This window comes from Neobacillus sp. DHD-1R, assembly GCF_057747995.1.
This window is the reverse complement of record NZ_CM173232.1, coordinates 3,225,505-3,241,537: the sequence shown is the minus strand read 5'-3', so window position 1 is coordinate 3,241,537 and position 16,033 is coordinate 3,225,505. Positions and strand designations below refer to the sequence as shown.

The window sequence follows — 16,033 nt, the reverse complement described above, 5'->3', positions numbered from 1 at the left end:
CTTCCCTTTTATTGATTGTACTGCGGTTCTTCAGCTATAATTTCTTGCAAGCGTGGTTCCAAGCTATCAAGAACGGATTGAGTTTGCTGGGCCGCTTGTTGATAAAGCTGTTTGGCATTTTTGTTTTCGGTTGCTAATGCAAAAGTTTCAAAACTTGCCTGTGCACTTTTTAAACCTGCCAACGCTTGCTTAACTTGTACTCCTACTGTCATCAATAGTCCTTCTTTCGTAATAAAATTGAAATACAAAAATAGTATGCGGAGAATTTGGCTGCCTATGTATGGGAAGCAGAATATAGAGAGAGAAAAAATATTCCAATTTAACTTTTTACTTTTTTTTAGGTTAGCAGCATATAGTTATAACATCTTAACGTTATTAAATGAGGTGATTAAAATTAGAAAAATCGGAAAGGATGACTTTGCCCAAGGATTTGTTCCTCAGCATAATCATGGTTCAGTAGATTACACGGGAGTAAGTTCAGGTCACGTCCACCAATGCTTGGATATTACATCTCCACCAATACCGACCCAAGACGGCGGGCATATACATTATACTGAAGGATATGTGTTATTTGAGAATGGCCATACACATCACTATCGTGCCTACTCAGGACCAGCTATACCTGTTGGGAATGGAATGCATGTCCATTATTATGACTTCCAAACCACAGAAGATGATGGTCATAGCCACCACGTAAAAGGCGTAGATCAGCCGGCACCAGGGTCAAAATAACTAAAAAAACCAATCTTGTTAAAGGTTGGTTTTTTAAATGGAATTGAAACACTTACAGACCTGTTAGCGATGCATGGTCCACAAACCGATATCTTTAAATCCAAGCTTTTTATAAATTCTTCCTGCTTCGGGATTATCATAAAAAAGGCAGAGAATTTTCCCATCATTTAAAATATCCTGAAAAAGCTTATGCATAATAGCGGTTGCAAGACCCTTACGGCGATAATCTTTTCTTGTACAAACTCCTACAATCATTGCTGACATCGAATTTTCAGCGGTTGTTGACACACAGGATGTCATCACACCGCTTTCCTGAGTATAATAAGTCCTTGAGGTATTTGTTTCTATTGATTTTAGCAACATTTCTTTAGCGTCAGAACTTACATGAAATTCTTCGATGGTACTGCGAAGTTCGATAATTTGGTCTACATCTTCTACACGAGCCTGATAAATTTCTATATTCGTTTTTTCAAGTAGTTGATCGGTTCGGCATTCTGCAAAAAAGGTTACTTGCTTTTTTCCTAGCATTAGTTCATCAAACTGCTCAAACTTTTCAACTAGTTCAGATTTTCCAGAAAGAAAAAGGGGCTGCTTATAATTTTTTATTATAGATACAAACCCGTTTACATCAAATTCCCCTTTTGCATATGGAATAAACGATTGGTAAAAACGGAGAAGGACTGCTTTTAATTCTCCATTGTGATTGAATTCTCCCCAAATATCTTGAAAATCCGATTCATAACCAAATGCTTCTAAATCGCCAATAATAAATAAATTTAATGAAGGGTCTTCCTTCAAGAAGGCAAGCACTTGCCTATGATCTTTTTCTTTTAGTTTTCTAATCATGAATATCTCCCCCTCGCATCCTTTAGAATAATCAAACAATACTGAAATTTCAACATTTTTTCAAGAGTATACTTCAGGTCCAATGAATATAACTTGAAAAAATCCTAAAAATTCACAGGATTGCCACAAATTTTTGATTAATTCTAAAAATTCGGTGATATACTATAAGTGTAAAAGATAATATAAGTTAACATCTTAGGAGACTCAACCATACGTGTTCGTTCCGTTAGTGAACGAGTAGTAAGGCTATTCCAAACAAACATTTGGTAGGTGGAGCGATTAAAATCCGATTGAAAGGTTTAAATCCAAAACAAACACCTTTCATAATGATCTATGAATTTCATAGAGACCATATCAAAGGAAAATGTTAAGGATTTATAGGTTAATGCATCAATAAAAAAGAATCAGTTTACTGATGTATCCATAACTGAAACCTTATCAAAGGGTATATTGCCAAGAAACTGATGATCCAAATGAAGGAATAATGAGTTTCAATCGGTGTCAATTCGTAATTTGTTTCTTTTTAGGAATTTGAATTCCATTAAATCACATGTGAATTAATTCCTTCAACGGAACAAACACACATCGGCTAAGCTTTCAATAGTTTCCATTTAGCTTGAACCATAACTAAAAGGAAATGATTCGTTGGAAATATTGGCTGATGTCATGGTTGGGTCCCCTAAGGTGTTAATCATGATTAAGAAGTTACTTCAAAAAATGAAGTAGCTTCTTTTTTTGGATTTATACCAAAAAACGGGGCGGCTATTTATATCCATAAATTTGTATATTTGCTCAGAAATGACGGAAAATATCTTTGGAAAAGGAGCTGACAAATTTGTTGAAGAAAAAAGAACCAACACTTGCGCCAGGAATAGATGACCAGGAAGAATTAGACCAATGTGCCACAGAAAATGAAGTAGAGAATGGAGAATATACGAGTGTGACAACTCTTTCTTTTGACGAAGTAGACCCAAGTTAACAATAAAATGCTGCCTATATTTAGGCAGTTTTTTTGTTAGAAAAATCCATTGTTAGGAAAGTAAGCATTTTAATATAAATAGGAGCAGAAATTCGTTATACTGTTACTAAAATACAGCTTGAAAGGGGCAAGATAATGGCAGGAATTCAAGATCTTAGTTTAACCGAACAGCAGGAAGCGATCATAACAAAAACGCATCACCGTGGATTGACTAAGGGGAAGATTTTCCAACGAATATTGTTGATCACACTAGGTGCTATATTAATGTCCGTGGGGCTTGAAATCTTTCTCGTTCCCAATAATGTTATTGATGGTGGAATTACAGGGATTTCGATCATGTTATCTTTTATAACAGGTTGGAAAATAGGGATTTTTCTTTTTCTTCTTAACATACCTTTTTTCTTTATTGGCTACAAACAAATTGGTAAGACCTTCGCTTTATCCACTCTTTATGGAATTATTATACTTTCAATTGGTACCACTTTACTTCATCCTGTTCCAGCATTTACTCAAGATATCCTGCTTGCGACTGTTTTTGGCGGAATTGTTCTCGGCGTAGGCGTAGGTTTGGTTATTCGGTACGGGGGTTCATTAGATGGTACCGAAATTCTTGCCATTCTCTTTAATAACAAACTTCCTTTTTCGGTTGGGGAAATTATTATGTTTTTTAATCTTTTCATCCTTGGAAGTGCTGGTTTCGTATTTTCTTGGGATCGGGCAATGTATTCCTTAATTGCTTATTTTGTTGCGTACAAAACGATTGATATCACCATTACTGGCCTTGATGAATCTAAATCTGTTTGGATTATTAGTGATAATGCTAAACAAATTGGTGATGCTATACTAAATCGGCTAGGTCGTGGTGTTACTTACCTTAACGGAGAGGGAGCGTACTCGGGGGATGATAAAAAAGTTATTTTTTGTATTATCAATCGACTTGAAGAAGCAAAATTGAAGGAAATTGTAACCGAAAATGACGATAGTGCCTTCTTAGCAGTAGCGGATATTGCCGAAGTTCGAGGGGGAAGATTTAAGAAAAGAGAAATTCATTAAAAAATGAATGGTGTCGATTTGGGGGAATTTATGATGGGGTATTGTAAATTTCCGATGATTTATGTCAAAAGGTGGGGAAAATCCATCTTTGCAAAGATCAAGTTTTGTCATATCATGCGCTTACCTAGGAAATAGTGCCCGCGAAATATGAAATATTTCCAAAAAAGATGACAGATAATTCTGCCATCCTTTTTAATTTTTAAAATAATAGCTCATATACTTCATTTAATTGGTAAGCCCTTTTTTCATCTTGTTCCGCTTTGGCATAATTAATCTCTTCAGGAAGGATATGATTTAAAAAATTTATTTCTTTTTGATTTAAATCTCGAACAAAAGTGCTTTCTGAAGAATAAGCACCATTTGTTAACTTTTTATATAGTTGCCTCCCCTCTGTATGGTTGTCTGTATAGTTTGATAATATTTCCTTTAAGTACCCCAATGTCTTATCCATAATCCTGCTTCATCCTTTCATGGTCCTTATCTGAGTAGTGTAGAAACTTTAATGGTAGTCTCGTCTTATTTTTCGATGTGTAAGTCATAATATACGCTTATTGCCAGTGTGAAAATTTAAATATACAGGGAATAGTAGACAAAGACCATGGTGGTTCATTTTGGATGACTAATAAAACACCCCAATTTTTCAAAAGAGAACCAAGGGGTGGAGTTTTCTTTATTTAGTAGCCGTAATAATACGGTAGCTTAAAATATTATGATATTTTAAAACAATATTTCCATGCTCATTGAGAATTTGAAATAACTCAGGTTCAAAGTTCTTTGAAAAGTTAAATTCAGGCGAATGATTTCCATTGCTAAGTGATTGGTTTTGTGCTTCTAATTCAACATTGTGAAAACCAGCCTCTTGTAAAAATCGGTGCCAATCACTCTCAAATAATAATGAATCAAGTGCATAAAACTTCATGATTTTACTTTCTTCTTGTTGACTAATCCTTTTGTTCATTGTCATTTCATTTGCAATTAAACGTCCGCCTTTCTTTAACACTCGGTAAAATTCCTTCAGGGCTTTTGGTTTATCCACGAAAGCTAAAACAGACTCAGAAAGGATAAAATCAAAGGTATGATCAGCAAATGGAATTTCTTCAATGGATCCTTGAATTAATGAGATGGGGAGTTGTTGTGCCTGAAAGCGGGACTTCGCTTTTTCAATCATTATAGGATTAATATCCATACCAGAGACTATTGCTTTATATTGCTGGTACATAAACGCTGCTGTTTGTCCTGTGCCGCAGCCTGCATCTAAAACGAAGGAGCTTTCGGTAATATTTTCTTTGGCAAGAATATTTTGTGTCAATTGGATCCCACCAGGATGGGCTCCTCCAACACCAAACTTCGCTAAGAAATCAAAATAAGTTAAGCCTCCCATAGACACCACCTAATAATCTTTTCTGCATTGTATGATAAAAAGCAGAGAGTGGTTCTTTGCTAAAAAATGCTTATTTTTGATTCCTATTGATAGAAAAAATTTAGTCTCTATACATCCCAGTTTATAACAAAGCAAACACCGTTTTTCAAACATATTATTCATTAAAAAAGAACAAATTAAACAATGGAGGGGAAACATATAAACTTCCATTACAATGAAGAAGGAGTGCTGTAAATGAGGGATCTAAGAAGGCTGTCGTTTTTCAATGTGTTTACACCTAAACGAAAAAGCAGAGGGCCGTTATGGGCATCTCTCATCGGCCTTGGATTAAGTGCTGCAGTATTTGGAGTAACAAAAGGAAAGCGAAAGGACTTTGGACTTCCTTTGCAGAATGTGGTGAGAAATTTTGCAAAAAAACCCAACCTTAATATGATGAATAATGTTGCTCTAACCGAATTCTCTGAGGAATTATTGGAAAGTGCTTTGAACAATAATCGTAAAAATACGGATGAGTTTTAAACACTTACACAAAAGTGGATATTTTAAAAGGGGTCAGACCTAACTATGATGGGTCTGACCCCTTTGCTTTTTTTATGGCGCTGTTGGGATTTTTTTTGGTATGTAATTTATAGTATCTGATGAATAGATTTGGATGATTAACAAATTTCCAAGTGTTCTAGCACGTATTAAAACAGGTTGGTTATATACATTTTTAAATTCGAAATCTGGTCCATACCAACTTACTGTTGCATCGCGTCCAGGTGGTATATAAGGAACTTTCCGAGAGTGAGAAAAACGTTGAACAATTTTGAGTCCCGCATTATCCACCGCGTTAAATAAAGTAGATGAAACTTGGCAAATACCTCCTCCAATGTCTTCTGAAAACTCCCCTCTAACAATAACAGGAGCACGTAAATAACCCTTGGAAGCTGTACGTTTTCCGACGACTTTGTTAAAAGAAAACTTTTCACCTGGAAAAACTACATAATTGTTGATAGCCTCTGTAGCTAACTCAATGTTGGTGGAGCGTTTGTGATTACGTGAATTAAATGAAGTAACATAGCGTCCGATTCGCATACTTCGAATATCTGCGAGTAACTCACTATCCACCTTTGGATAAACAGACAACATAGGGATTTCCAGGCTTCCTGGTTTATGCGAGAAAAAATAAGCATAAAATTGTTGTGTAAAGACTTGACGGTGAACTTTTGAACCAATTTTCTCCTCAACAATATTTCCATTTGAATCTAATAAGGCATTATTAGGTTCTATGGAAAACTGTTTATCTAATTGGTCTAGAAATTGATTATATTTATTAGAATCTAAAATCGGTAAATCTGTATACGGATAGGAGAAATCCATGCGATTGATGATGGTTACATTGTTACCGTCTTTTGTTATTGATAAAGTTTCAGGTGCAGTTAATGGTTGAACCGTTAATAAAATGCTAAATATCCATGGGAAAATCATGATTGCACGCCTCCTCATTTTAATATAAGGAGAAAATGGCTATTTCATGTAGGGAAAATGACGATAAATTTATTAAAATAAAAATTCAATTGATAATTTCCAAAAAAAGGCTTTACAGAAATCATTACTTATAATATTATCATTATTGATAATAATAATATTAGTTCAAGGAGCTTCCATTAAAATGACAAAAGAATCAACAGTTGATTTAATCTTACATCCGATACGAATGAGAATCATTCAGTCCTTACTAAACCAGCAAATTACAGCCCAACAAATAAAGGAATTACTCCCAGATATCCCACAAGCAACCCTATATCGTCATATCAAAAAACTTGTAGAGGCAGAGGTCATTCATATTGTAGATGAAATTCCTAACCGAGGTACAGTTGAAAAAGTGTATTCTATCCAAGATCCTAAGAAGGTTGTTTTTGGTCCCAATGAATTAAACAATATCTCAAAAGATGAACATATGGGTTTATTTATTAAATTCATGGCCAATTTAATGGGCGAATACGAAAGATACTTAGGTCAAGATAAAATCGACTTAGTCGGTGACGGAGTGGCATTTAGGCAAACATCTTTGTACTTAAGTGATGAGGAGTTTCTTGAGTTTATTAAGGACTTAACCGGCTTATATATGAAAGTAACCGAAAAGAAGCCCCAAAAGGGCAGGAGAAAGAGAACGTTAGCAACCATTATTATTCCAGACCAAAATATTGAAAATCGACAGGGGGATTTGAACCATGAGGATGATTGAAAAAGAAGTTACAATAAAAAGTAAAGTTGCGCTTAGGGGGACACTAAGTTTACCAGAAATTCATGACACAAAAAAGCCGGCGATCTTAATTATATCAGGGTCAGGAAAATTAGACCGTAACGGAAAAGTAAATGAAAAGCTCGACTTGAAGCTATACCGCCAGTTAGCCGAATGTTTATCCGCGATTGGATTAATTAATTTGCGTTATGACAAGCGTGGCGTTGCCGCAAGTGAAGGAGACTATTTAACGACGGGACTATGGGACTTGGTTGATGATGCCCAAGCCGCAATCCAATTTTTAAAAAGCCTTCCCGAAGTGGATCCTGAAAAAGTGATTGTATTAGGACATAGTGAAGGATGCACCATTGGAACCGCAGTTGCCGCAAGAGAAGAACTGGGAGGTTTAATTTTATTATCCGGGGCTGTAGAGAGATTGAGCGAGGCACTTAATCGTCAAAGGGATCTTGCCACCCAAGATATTTTGACTGCCAAGGGATTTCAAGGTTTTTTACTACGTTTATTTGGAGCACATAACAAGGTGGAAAAACAAGCACAAAAATATATAGAAAAGGTACTAAATTCAGCCAAGGATGTCATGAAGGTGACATTTGTTAAAATAAATGCAAAGTGGATTCGCGAACATTTTGCTTATGATGTGAGGGAAGATTTAGCTAAAATTACTTGTCCGATTTTGGCGATTACTGGTGCCCGCGATATCCAGGCAAATCCTGCAGCTCTAAAAGATTTGTCAAAATATGCAAAAGGGGATGCGCAGTACCAAGTTATCAATAATATGGGTCATTCTTGTAAATTAGTTACATCGACTTCCACTATGTTTACGGTAAAAAAAGATATTATTGCAGAGGGTGGCCTACCCATTCATCCGGAATTGGAAAAGCTGCTTGAGACATGGCTTCAAAGCCACTTTATCGAACCTTCATTAGTGCAGACTGCAAGTATCAATTAAAATGATTCATAATTTCAATAGATTTGGCTATCATTATGATAGCCATTTTTTAATGAAAAAAATGGAGAAATATAGTATAGTAGCATGTGATAACTAATGAATAGAAAAATGCTAGCAAAGTGCTAATATATTGACAGGAGTGTATAAGATGACAGAAAGTGAAAGAATTCAATTAAATGTTAGAATTGCGAAAGAAACATCTGCAAAACTGGATGAAATTGTCCAGTATTATCAACAGGGATTAAAGCTTGGCAGAATTTATAAGGGAGATGTCCTAACAGATATAATCGAAAAATCATATGAGGTAATGAACAAACAAAAAAAATCCTTCAAGCGATACTAATAAATAAGGTCGAGATTGAGTCCATGTTTCTCGGCCATTATCATTTCATTTTTAGTTATTTTCGGAAAAGGAGGAGTTATAAAAAACGAAGTAATTTATTAGAATATTTAGAAAAATTTAATATTTATTAATCACTGTTATTATTGTAAAAATAACATACTAACTGGTTAGTATAGTTGAAATAATAAACGAAGATTGAGAGGTCAGAGCGGTGAAAGAAAAGATAACCGAACAAAGCATCCGCTTATTTGAAAAAAAAGGATTTAGCGAAACATCGATTCAAGATATTGTTGACTCAATCGGAGTTACTAAAGGTACGTTTTATTATTACTTTTCAAGTAAAGAAGAATTACTAATGGATATTCACTTGGGATATATCGATGAATTACTTATTCAACAAGAGCGGATTTTTACAGATGAAACAAAGAACTGTAAAGAAAAATTATTTGAAATTGTTTGTATGCTCCTTTCGGATATAAAAACCCGTGGTTCCGCTGCAAAAATCTTCTTTAGGGAATTAAAAAATTTGAGTGAGGAGCGGTTAGCGCTAATAATCCCAAAGCGTGACCAATTCCGCTTAAATATTGAGCGATTAATTATGGCTGGCATGGAAAATGGTGATTTCCGTCCAGAATTACACCCCTCAATTATTACCTTTGGAATTTTGGGGATTATAAACTGGAGTTACAACTGGTTTAATCCAAATGGAAATTATTCGGATCGGGAAGTAGCAGAGATTTTTGTTGAAATGATATTAAAGGGAATTCAAGTATTTTGATAGAGAGGGGCTTATTTTTTGTGGTATTAGGGAAATTTAAAACCGGAAATAGAAGGCTCTGTGAGGTCTCACTGATTCCCTCATCAACCCTATTGTTTATCAGAGCCAAATGGGATAAAAAGAAAGGCCTTGAAACTTTAAAGGTCTTTCTTTACGTTAATTATTAATAAACTATGAACAAAGTATTAATTAGTAGGGAAGATTGGGGCAGAAGGTTTGATATGGTGGAAAATTCGTTTAAACTATAGGGAGGAATAGTTTTCGCTGGGAGATGACTTATATTGAACATATTAGTGATTGAAGATAATAAAAGTGTCTGTAGCATGATTGAAATGTTTTTTGCTAAAGAAGGGATTGACGGTGTATTTGTTAATGATGGTTTAGAGGGTTATAACCGATTTAAAAGTGGTCCTTGGGATGCCCTCATTATCGATTGGATGCTGCCTGGAATGGATGGGGTCTCCATTTGCCGGAAAATTAGAGAAGAAAAGTTTACTGTTCCGATTATTATGTTAACTGCGAAGGATAGTGAATCTGATCAAGTGCTGGGATTGGAAATGGGGGCAGATGATTATGTCACCAAGCCGTTTAGTCCCCTTACTCTTATGGCCAGAATTAAAGCGGTAACCCGGAGAGTTCAGACACAAGTACATAAAGAAGACGAAACTTTGTTAAAAACGGATCACTTTAAGGTGAATAAAGTTACGAGAGAAGTTTTTGTGGATGAAACGCAGGTTACCAATTTAACCCCGAAAGAGTTTGACTTACTCTACTATATGGCGGAACATCCCCGCCAAGTATTTTCACGAGAGCAATTGCTCGAAAGGGTTTGGGGGTACCAGTTTTATGGTGATGAACGAACGGTTGATGTCCATATCAAGCGATTACGAAAAAAAGTAGAAACAGCCTCGCAGCCATTCTTTCATACTGTGTGGGGAGTAGGTTATAAGTTTGATGACTCAAACAAAGCCGATGAAATTTAAGTACATGTACCAACAGTTCTTTAGTCATATCAGTATTATTATCGTGGCATTCTTATTGTTAAGCATCTTGTTTACACATTATGTAGAAAATTTAATTTATGAAAACAAAGCCGACGAACTCATTTCATATGGGAGGGCCATTTTATCAGATTTGAAAGATTCGCCTACTTCGTTTGCTTACGATGAAACAATTAATCAATACAGCAATGTATTAGATGCGAGAACAATGAGCTTTAGTATGTTTGATCAGAACGGCAACCTGTATTTGGTTAACAAAAAAGGGCCAGCTATCAAGAACTTGTCTGAAAAACAATGGGATTTAGTTACAAAGGGGCAAACGTTAATTATCCCAATTGATTACAAAAGATTTGGACAGGAAGGTGTCACTTTTGTAGTTCTTCCTTACATTGAAAACGGAAGATTTTTCGGTGGTGTGTTGTTAACATCACCTATCAGTGGTTCAAGTAAAATGATCAATCAAATTAACAAATTTTTATTGTATACCATCCTTATTGCCTTTCTAGTTTCCTTTTTACAAAGCTGGTTTCTTTCAAGGATACACGTTCATCGTATAAAGCGACTACGTGAAGCCACATCACAAGTATCTGAGGGGAATTATCATGTAAAAGTAAACTCGTCTAATTTTGATGAGATTGGTGAACTTGCCAATGACTTTAACCACATGGTTGATAAAATTAATACATCCATGTTAGAAATCGAGAGTCTTGAAAATAGACGCCGGCAATTTATGGCTGATGTCTCACATGAAATGCGGACACCATTAACCACCATAAGTGGCGTGATTGAAGGCTTAAAAAATGATATGATTCCCGAGGATGACAAAGAGCGCGGGATCAACCTAGTAAGTCAAGAAGCAAAAAGGCTTATTCGACTTGTTAATGAAAACCTTGACTATGAAAAAATCCGTTCGAATCAAATCAAGCTACTTAAGGAAAATATTCAGCTTATCGAAGTGCTTGAAATTATTCAAGAGCAATTAAGCATGCAGGCAGAGGAGAAAAATAATCATATTCTTGTAGAGGCAGACGCAGACATTGTTGTCAATGCCGATTATGACCGACTGGTGCAAATTTTAATTAATATTACTAAGAATAGTATTCAATTCACTGCGGATGGAACGATTTGGCTCCGAGGAAGAACAGAGCAAAATATGGCCATTATTGAAGTGGAGGACACAGGAATTGGCATCGATGCGAAAGAAATCGAGAACATTTGGCGTCGCTTTTATAAAGCGGATATTTCAAGAACCAGTACCCCATATGGCGAATTTGGGCTAGGGTTGTCGATTGTTAAGCAATTAGTTTTACTTCATAATGGAGAGATTGAAGTGTTTAGTGAAGAAGGAAAGGGAACCAAATTTGTCATTCGACTAATGAAGGAATAATTACGAAAAGCTGCGGGATGTCCTGCAGCTTTTTTAATATTTCTAGATAATTTCTTATTCTCGTTAAAGTTTGTTAATACTTTCTTAAGATTTGTAAGCTAAAGTAAAGTCAAGTTAAGAAACAAAGCAAAGGAGATCGATTAAGATGGAATTTAAAAATGACAATGAATTCGAAAAAAATCTGCCAAATTCATCAGAGATGACTGAACATACAAATACTGAAGACCATTTAATTGAAGAGCATAGCGAAAATGCTGTGGATGCCACTTTCACAATTGGATCTAACGAACCGGAAGAACCAGGAGAACCAAAGGAAAGTGTCGAAACACCCGATACAATAGGTACAGTTCCTCCCCTAGTGGGTGAACAAACCCGTTCGTCCAGTCCATCCAAACCTAAAAAACGAATGGGTAGAGGATTTTTATCGACCGTTGCTGCGGGAGTCATTGGTTCTGTTTTGACCTTAGCTGTCTTGCCTCATACGGATTACATGAAAAACCTTAATTCTAGTGGAGAAGATCCACAAGTAAGCAGCTTAGCGAATACTACCTCAGCTGTAAAACCAGTAACTGCTCAACCAACTGCTGCGTCCAAAAATTCCATTGCTGATACCGTTGAAAAAATTTCTAAAGCAATAGTCGGGATTGTAAACTATCAACAAATGCAAAATAGTGATCCATGGGGAAATTCAAATTCAAAATCAAATTCAAATGCTTCTCAAAGCGTTGAGAGTGGTTCCGGATCAGGGGTTATTTTTCAAAAAAATAATGGTACTGCCTATATTGTAACTAATAACCACGTAGTCGAAGGGGCTTCAAAACTTGAAATCTCCTTATTTGATGGCCAAAAGACAACGGCTGAAGTGGTTGGTACAGATGCGTTAACAGATTTGGCAGTATTAAAAATTGATGCCAAATATGTCACGACTACTGCTGCTTTTGGGGATTCGTCGACACTAAGACCTGGTGACCAAGTATATGCGATTGGGAATCCACTTGGCCTTGATTTATCAAGAACGGTTACACAAGGAATTGTCAGTGCTATCGACCGAAGCATTTCGATGTCAACATCCGCAGGAAATTGGGACACAAACGTCATTCAAACAGACGCGGCCATTAATCCAGGAAACAGTGGTGGGGCCTTAATCAACCCTCAAGGTCAAGTAATTGGTATCAATAGCTTGAAAATTTCTGAGAGCGGGGTAGAAGGATTAGGTTTCGCAATCCCAAGTAATGATCTAATTCCAATTGTTAATCAATTAATAAAGAGTGGAAAAGTGGACCGTCCCTATCTTGGAGTTGGCCTTGCTGATTTAGACGAAGTTCCACAAATGTACTGGCAAAACCTGCCTGAGAATGTCAATAAAGGCGTTTTGGTCATGAACGTTGATCCGAATTCTGCAGCTGCCCGGGCCGGATTCGCTCCGAAAGATTTGATCGTATCCATGAATGGTACGGAGATTGCAAATTCAACTGAGTTAAGAAAATATTTATATTCAAAAGTAAAAACTGGTGACAGCATTAAATTCGAAGTATATCGCGATGGAAAGAAAACCAATTTAAATGTCAAGCTAGCGGAATAGAAGAGGAGAATGTACAGGAATGACATTATTGAAGCAAAATAAAAAGATAGTGGTAATTCTATTGATATTCATTGTGGCAGCTGGAATTTTGCTAAGCATTACCTTAAAGAAGGATAATGCTATAGCCAAATTTAATGGTGAGTCGATTAGTAAGGATGAATTATACGATAAAATGGTCGAACTTTATGGCAGGGCCACTGTTGATCAAATCCTCGCAGATAAGATTGTTGCTGCAGAGGCAAAAAAACAAAAAATTAAAATTTCCGATAGCGTTGTGAATAAAGAAATAGAAAAGCTGCAAGAATCATATGGAGGTAAAGAAGTATTTAATCAAACTCTTGAGAGTAATAATACAACCCTTGCAATGGTTAAGAAGGATTTAAAAAGTTATTTAACCATTAAGAAATTAATAGGACCCGAAATTGCGATTACCGATGAGGAAATAAAAACTTACTTTGAACAAAACAAAGATTCGTATGCAGAAGCAGAACAGGTAAAAGCTAGTCATATTCTTGTTGCAGATGAGAAAACGGCAAAAGAAGTGAAACAAAAGCTTACAGATGGTGGAGATTTTGCTGATTTAGCGAAAGAATATTCCACAGACGCTGGGACAAAGGATTTAGGCGGGGAGCTCGGCTATTTTCCAAAAGGGACAATGGTAACCGGATTTGAGGAGGTTGCTTTTTCATTGCCGGTGAATCAAATAAGCGATCCTGTCAAGACTGATTATGGCTACCATATTATTAAAGTTGAGGCTAAAAAGGAAGCAAAAGAAGCAAACTATGATGAGAGTAAGAGTGAAATTAAAGAAACATTGCTGGATCAAAAAATTGATTCTGAGTATACAACATGGCTAGAGAAGAAGAAAAAGGATTATGATATTGAAAATTCACTAGAAGAAGCATAACTCAACAATCAAGAATCAAGAGGTGAACAAAGTGAATCGGGTAGGCAAATACGCAGCCAACAGTCAAGGAGATGATATTGAACTGATGAATATGGTTTTTGAGCTATCTGAGAAGGATAAAATGGCCATGTGGTCTGAAGGCTATATCGATCAAGTTCTTGGCAAATTACCAGTGTATGCCCGTGATATTTTGGAGGGACGAAAAGTAAAGTGGGAAGATACAAAGGCATATTATGAGGAACAATTGAATGAAATTGTCGAACAAGACGATTTTAAGATGAAATTGAAGGACGAACGTAAAGAGTTCGCCCTTTTCGTCCTAGAGCAGTATCCGGAACTTCAGTCATTATTATTTTTGATTTATGATGGGAACTTGAAAGATAATGACCTAAGGAAATTTGTCTACCGAAGACGGTTCACAGCTCGGAAAAAGTATCTTCACTAAAGAGGCTGGCAGATCGGGATCATCAACTCCGAGGAGTATTTATTTTCAACTTGTATAAATTGCTTCTATAAATCTACTGGTGAGGAATGTTTTAATGTTTATAACACTTTTTTAGAAAATGGAGCCTAACTTGGCTCTATTTTTCATTTCTAGGTCATTCCATTTCCTAATGGAATGAAGTTTTAGTTCGTTTCATATAAGTGATTATAAAGAACTTGGACAAGGGCTGATTTTTTGCTGAAAAAATTGGCCATAATTGGATTCGGCAGTACAATGATTAGTGTTGGTATAAACGGTTTTATACTTCCCTTTCATTTGATTAATGGGGGGTTTTTTGGTATAAGCCTCTTGTTAAAATATTTATGGGGAGTTAAGGCAGGCATTGCCTTTATTATGCTAAATATACCCGTTTACCTAATGGCTTATAAATCAGATCGCTCCCTTTTCAAAAACGGTTTAATGGGAGTCATCATTTCTGGAATCATGGTGGAATTGTTAATACCCTTAAATGGAATTATCAGTTTGCCGATTTTCAGCAGCATTATTTTAGGTGCAATCATTATTGGTGTTGGGGTAGGGGTCATGCTTAGAAACGAAATAAGTCCTGGAGGCATGGATTTACTTGCCTTATTAGTGGCCAGATGGACCAAGATAAATGTAGGAGTAATCATGGTTGTAATCGATGCGGTCATCATCTTAACCGGTCTAGTGCTTCTTAAGGATCCTAGATTACTATTCTCATTGCTAATTATCTCGATTATCGGTCTGCTTGCAACACTTATTACTTCTATACAAGATCCACATGGATTTACAAAATAATATTTGAATTGGTACAGTAGAATTATTAGAAAATGAGGAGACTTATTATGAATCCCATTAGTGATCATTTAAAAAATGATTTAAGCATTTTATTTGTAGGTTTCAATCCAAGTATTCGCTCAAGTGAACTAGGGCACCATTATGCCAATCCTAACAATCGGTTTTGGAAGATTTTATATGAAGCAGGATTGACGCCGCGAAAATATGATGCAAGAGAGGATTACCACCTCTTAGACTTAGGGTACGGTTTTACTAATATCGTAGCAAGACCAACAAAGGCAGCGGATGAAATAACCAAGGAAGAATACAAAGAGGGCAGAGAAATTTTAAAGCGGAAAATTGAACACTATAAACCCAAGGTGGTTTGTTTTGTGGGAAAAGGTGTCTACCAGCAATACAGTGGCAAAAAAGTGGCTCCGTGGGGAACGCAACCTGAGTCGGTAGTGCCAGGGGTTTCCGATTTTGTTGGCCCGTCCTCAAGCGGTCTAGTGAGAATGAAAATGGATGATATTGTTGAAATCTATAAACAGCTTGCTGAATTTATTTCAAAAGAGACACATCGGCGGTAAATTTAACCACCGAT

The 16,033-nt window shown here is 36.1% G+C and carries 20 protein-coding genes; 15 read left to right on the top strand and 5 right to left on the bottom strand.

The window, feature by feature from the left end; genetic code table 11:
• Positions 1–8: 8 nt before the first annotated feature.
• Complete coding sequence (locus tag AC3ANL_RS15760) at positions 9–212, bottom strand: DUF1657 domain-containing protein (RefSeq protein WP_488325365.1); 204 nt, start codon at positions 210–212, stop codon at positions 9–11.
• Positions 213–393: 181 nt separating this feature from the next.
• On the opposite strand from AC3ANL_RS15760, the gene AC3ANL_RS15755 reads away from it, so the two are divergent.
• Positions 394–732 carry a YmaF family protein gene (locus tag AC3ANL_RS15755; protein ID WP_488329742.1) on the top strand — a complete coding sequence of 113 codons (339 nt, stop codon included), beginning with the start codon at positions 394–396 and terminating at the stop codon, positions 730–732.
• A gap of 63 nt (positions 733–795) precedes the next feature.
• On the opposite strand, the gene AC3ANL_RS15750 is transcribed toward AC3ANL_RS15755, so the two are convergent.
• Positions 796–1,578: a GNAT family N-acetyltransferase gene (locus AC3ANL_RS15750; protein ID WP_488325364.1), complete on the bottom strand. Its 783-nt coding sequence runs from the start codon at positions 1,576–1,578 to the stop codon at positions 796–798.
• An 835-nt stretch (positions 1,579–2,413) separates the two neighbouring features.
• Here AC3ANL_RS15750 and AC3ANL_RS15745 point away from each other — a divergent pair.
• Both AC3ANL_RS15745 and AC3ANL_RS15740 read left to right on the top strand, forming a co-directional pair.
• The gene (locus AC3ANL_RS15745; RefSeq protein WP_488329849.1) at positions 2,414–2,557 is read left to right on the top strand and encodes a hypothetical protein; all 144 of its coding nucleotides are present in this window, start codon (positions 2,414–2,416) and stop codon (positions 2,555–2,557) included.
• 135 nt (positions 2,558–2,692) lie between these two features.
• The gene (locus AC3ANL_RS15740; RefSeq protein ID WP_488325363.1) at positions 2,693–3,610 is read left to right on the top strand and encodes a YitT family protein; all 918 of its coding nucleotides are present in this window, start codon (positions 2,693–2,695) and stop codon (positions 3,608–3,610) included.
• Between the two features lie 199 nt (positions 3,611–3,809).
• On the opposite strand, the gene AC3ANL_RS15735 is transcribed toward AC3ANL_RS15740, so the two are convergent.
• Complete coding sequence (locus AC3ANL_RS15735) at positions 3,810–4,061, bottom strand: sigma-G-dependent sporulation-specific acid-soluble spore protein CsgA (RefSeq protein WP_488325362.1); 252 nt, start codon at positions 4,059–4,061, stop codon at positions 3,810–3,812.
• A gap of 219 nt (positions 4,062–4,280) precedes the next feature.
• Positions 4,281–4,991 (bottom strand): class I SAM-dependent methyltransferase, encoded by a 711-nt coding sequence (locus AC3ANL_RS15730; protein WP_488325361.1) that lies wholly within the window; start codon positions 4,989–4,991, stop codon positions 4,281–4,283.
• A gap of 234 nt (positions 4,992–5,225) precedes the next feature.
• Between AC3ANL_RS15730 and AC3ANL_RS15725 the strand changes: the two genes are divergently transcribed.
• Complete coding sequence (locus tag AC3ANL_RS15725; protein ID WP_488325360.1) at positions 5,226–5,510, top strand: hypothetical protein; 285 nt, start codon at positions 5,226–5,228, stop codon at positions 5,508–5,510.
• 72 nt (positions 5,511–5,582) lie between these two features.
• Here AC3ANL_RS15725 and AC3ANL_RS15720 read toward each other — a convergent pair whose 3' ends face one another.
• Entirely contained in the window at positions 5,583–6,461 is an 879-nt protein-coding gene (locus tag AC3ANL_RS15720) for a VanW family protein (protein ID WP_488325359.1), read from the bottom strand.
• A gap of 184 nt (positions 6,462–6,645) precedes the next feature.
• On the opposite strand from AC3ANL_RS15720, the gene AC3ANL_RS15715 reads away from it, so the two are divergent.
• The 11 genes from AC3ANL_RS15715 (at position 6,646) to AC3ANL_RS15665 (ending at position 16,019) form a co-directional block, all read left to right on the top strand.
• Complete coding sequence (locus AC3ANL_RS15715) at positions 6,646–7,221, top strand: helix-turn-helix domain-containing protein (RefSeq protein WP_488325358.1); 576 nt, start codon at positions 6,646–6,648, stop codon at positions 7,219–7,221.
• Entirely contained in the window at positions 7,208–8,188 is a 981-nt protein-coding gene (locus AC3ANL_RS15710) for an alpha/beta hydrolase (protein WP_488325357.1), read from the top strand. Before AC3ANL_RS15715 ends, AC3ANL_RS15710 begins: the two co-directional genes overlap by 14 nt.
• Positions 8,189–8,336: 148 nt before the next feature.
• On the top strand, positions 8,337–8,531 hold the full coding sequence (locus tag AC3ANL_RS15705) for a hypothetical protein (RefSeq protein ID WP_488325356.1): 195 nt from the start codon (positions 8,337–8,339) through the stop codon (positions 8,529–8,531).
• A gap of 211 nt (positions 8,532–8,742) precedes the next feature.
• On the top strand, positions 8,743–9,309 hold the full coding sequence (locus AC3ANL_RS15700) for a TetR/AcrR family transcriptional regulator (RefSeq protein ID WP_488325355.1): 567 nt from the start codon (positions 8,743–8,745) through the stop codon (positions 9,307–9,309).
• 281 nt (positions 9,310–9,590) lie between these two features.
• Positions 9,591–10,292 (top strand): winged helix-turn-helix domain-containing protein, encoded by a 702-nt coding sequence (locus tag AC3ANL_RS15695; protein ID WP_488325354.1) that lies wholly within the window; start codon positions 9,591–9,593, stop codon positions 10,290–10,292.
• A complete protein-coding gene (locus AC3ANL_RS15690; RefSeq protein WP_488329741.1) occupies positions 10,264–11,697 on the top strand; it encodes an ATP-binding protein in 1,434 nt (477 codons plus the stop codon). The genes AC3ANL_RS15695 and AC3ANL_RS15690 overlap by 29 nt, the downstream gene beginning before the upstream one ends.
• A gap of 406 nt (positions 11,698–12,103) precedes the next feature.
• On the top strand, positions 12,104–13,279 hold the full coding sequence (locus AC3ANL_RS15685) for a S1C family serine protease (RefSeq protein ID WP_488329740.1): 1,176 nt from the start codon (positions 12,104–12,106) through the stop codon (positions 13,277–13,279).
• Positions 13,280–13,298: 19 nt separating this feature from the next.
• Positions 13,299–14,186: a peptidylprolyl isomerase gene (locus AC3ANL_RS15680; RefSeq protein WP_488325353.1), complete on the top strand. Its 888-nt coding sequence runs from the start codon at positions 13,299–13,301 to the stop codon at positions 14,184–14,186.
• Between the two features lie 31 nt (positions 14,187–14,217).
• Positions 14,218–14,631: a hypothetical protein gene (locus AC3ANL_RS15675; RefSeq protein WP_488325352.1), complete on the top strand. Its 414-nt coding sequence runs from the start codon at positions 14,218–14,220 to the stop codon at positions 14,629–14,631.
• A gap of 234 nt (positions 14,632–14,865) precedes the next feature.
• On the top strand, positions 14,866–15,450 hold the full coding sequence (locus tag AC3ANL_RS15670; RefSeq protein ID WP_488325351.1) for a YitT family protein: 585 nt from the start codon (positions 14,866–14,868) through the stop codon (positions 15,448–15,450).
• Positions 15,451–15,497: 47 nt separating this feature from the next.
• Positions 15,498–16,019 (top strand): mismatch-specific DNA-glycosylase, encoded by a 522-nt coding sequence (locus AC3ANL_RS15665; RefSeq protein ID WP_488325350.1) that lies wholly within the window; start codon positions 15,498–15,500, stop codon positions 16,017–16,019.
• Positions 16,020–16,033 lie beyond the last annotated feature (14 nt).

Excerpts from the sequence above, each read along its gene's own strand:
- AC3ANL_RS15760 (WP_488325365.1), bottom strand. The coding sequence starts at position 212 with ATGACAGTAGGAGTACAAGTTAAGCAAGCGTTGGCAGGTTTAAAAAGT.
- AC3ANL_RS15750 (WP_488325364.1), bottom strand. The coding sequence starts at position 1,578 with ATGATTAGAAAACTAAAAGAAAAAGATCATAGGCAAGTGCTTGCCTTC.
- AC3ANL_RS15740 (WP_488325363.1), top strand. The coding sequence starts at position 2,693 with ATGGCAGGAATTCAAGATCTTAGTTTAACCGAACAGCAGGAAGCGATC.
- AC3ANL_RS15735 (WP_488325362.1), bottom strand. The coding sequence starts at position 4,061 with ATGGATAAGACATTGGGGTACTTAAAGGAAATATTATCAAACTATACA.
- AC3ANL_RS15730 (WP_488325361.1), bottom strand. The coding sequence starts at position 4,991 with ATGGGAGGCTTAACTTATTTTGATTTCTTAGCGAAGTTTGGTGTTGGA.
- AC3ANL_RS15725 (WP_488325360.1), top strand. The coding sequence starts at position 5,226 with ATGAGGGATCTAAGAAGGCTGTCGTTTTTCAATGTGTTTACACCTAAA.
- AC3ANL_RS15720 (WP_488325359.1), bottom strand. The coding sequence starts at position 6,461 with ATGATTTTCCCATGGATATTTAGCATTTTATTAACGGTTCAACCATTA.
- AC3ANL_RS15715 (WP_488325358.1), top strand. The coding sequence starts at position 6,646 with ATGACAAAAGAATCAACAGTTGATTTAATCTTACATCCGATACGAATG.
- AC3ANL_RS15710 (WP_488325357.1), top strand. The coding sequence starts at position 7,208 with ATGAGGATGATTGAAAAAGAAGTTACAATAAAAAGTAAAGTTGCGCTT.
- AC3ANL_RS15705 (WP_488325356.1), top strand. The coding sequence starts at position 8,337 with ATGACAGAAAGTGAAAGAATTCAATTAAATGTTAGAATTGCGAAAGAA.
- AC3ANL_RS15690 (WP_488329741.1), top strand. The coding sequence starts at position 10,264 with ATGACTCAAACAAAGCCGATGAAATTTAAGTACATGTACCAACAGTTC.
- AC3ANL_RS15685 (WP_488329740.1), top strand. The coding sequence starts at position 12,104 with ATGGGTAGAGGATTTTTATCGACCGTTGCTGCGGGAGTCATTGGTTCT.
- AC3ANL_RS15680 (WP_488325353.1), top strand. The coding sequence starts at position 13,299 with ATGACATTATTGAAGCAAAATAAAAAGATAGTGGTAATTCTATTGATA.
- AC3ANL_RS15665 (WP_488325350.1), top strand. The coding sequence starts at position 15,498 with ATGAATCCCATTAGTGATCATTTAAAAAATGATTTAAGCATTTTATTT.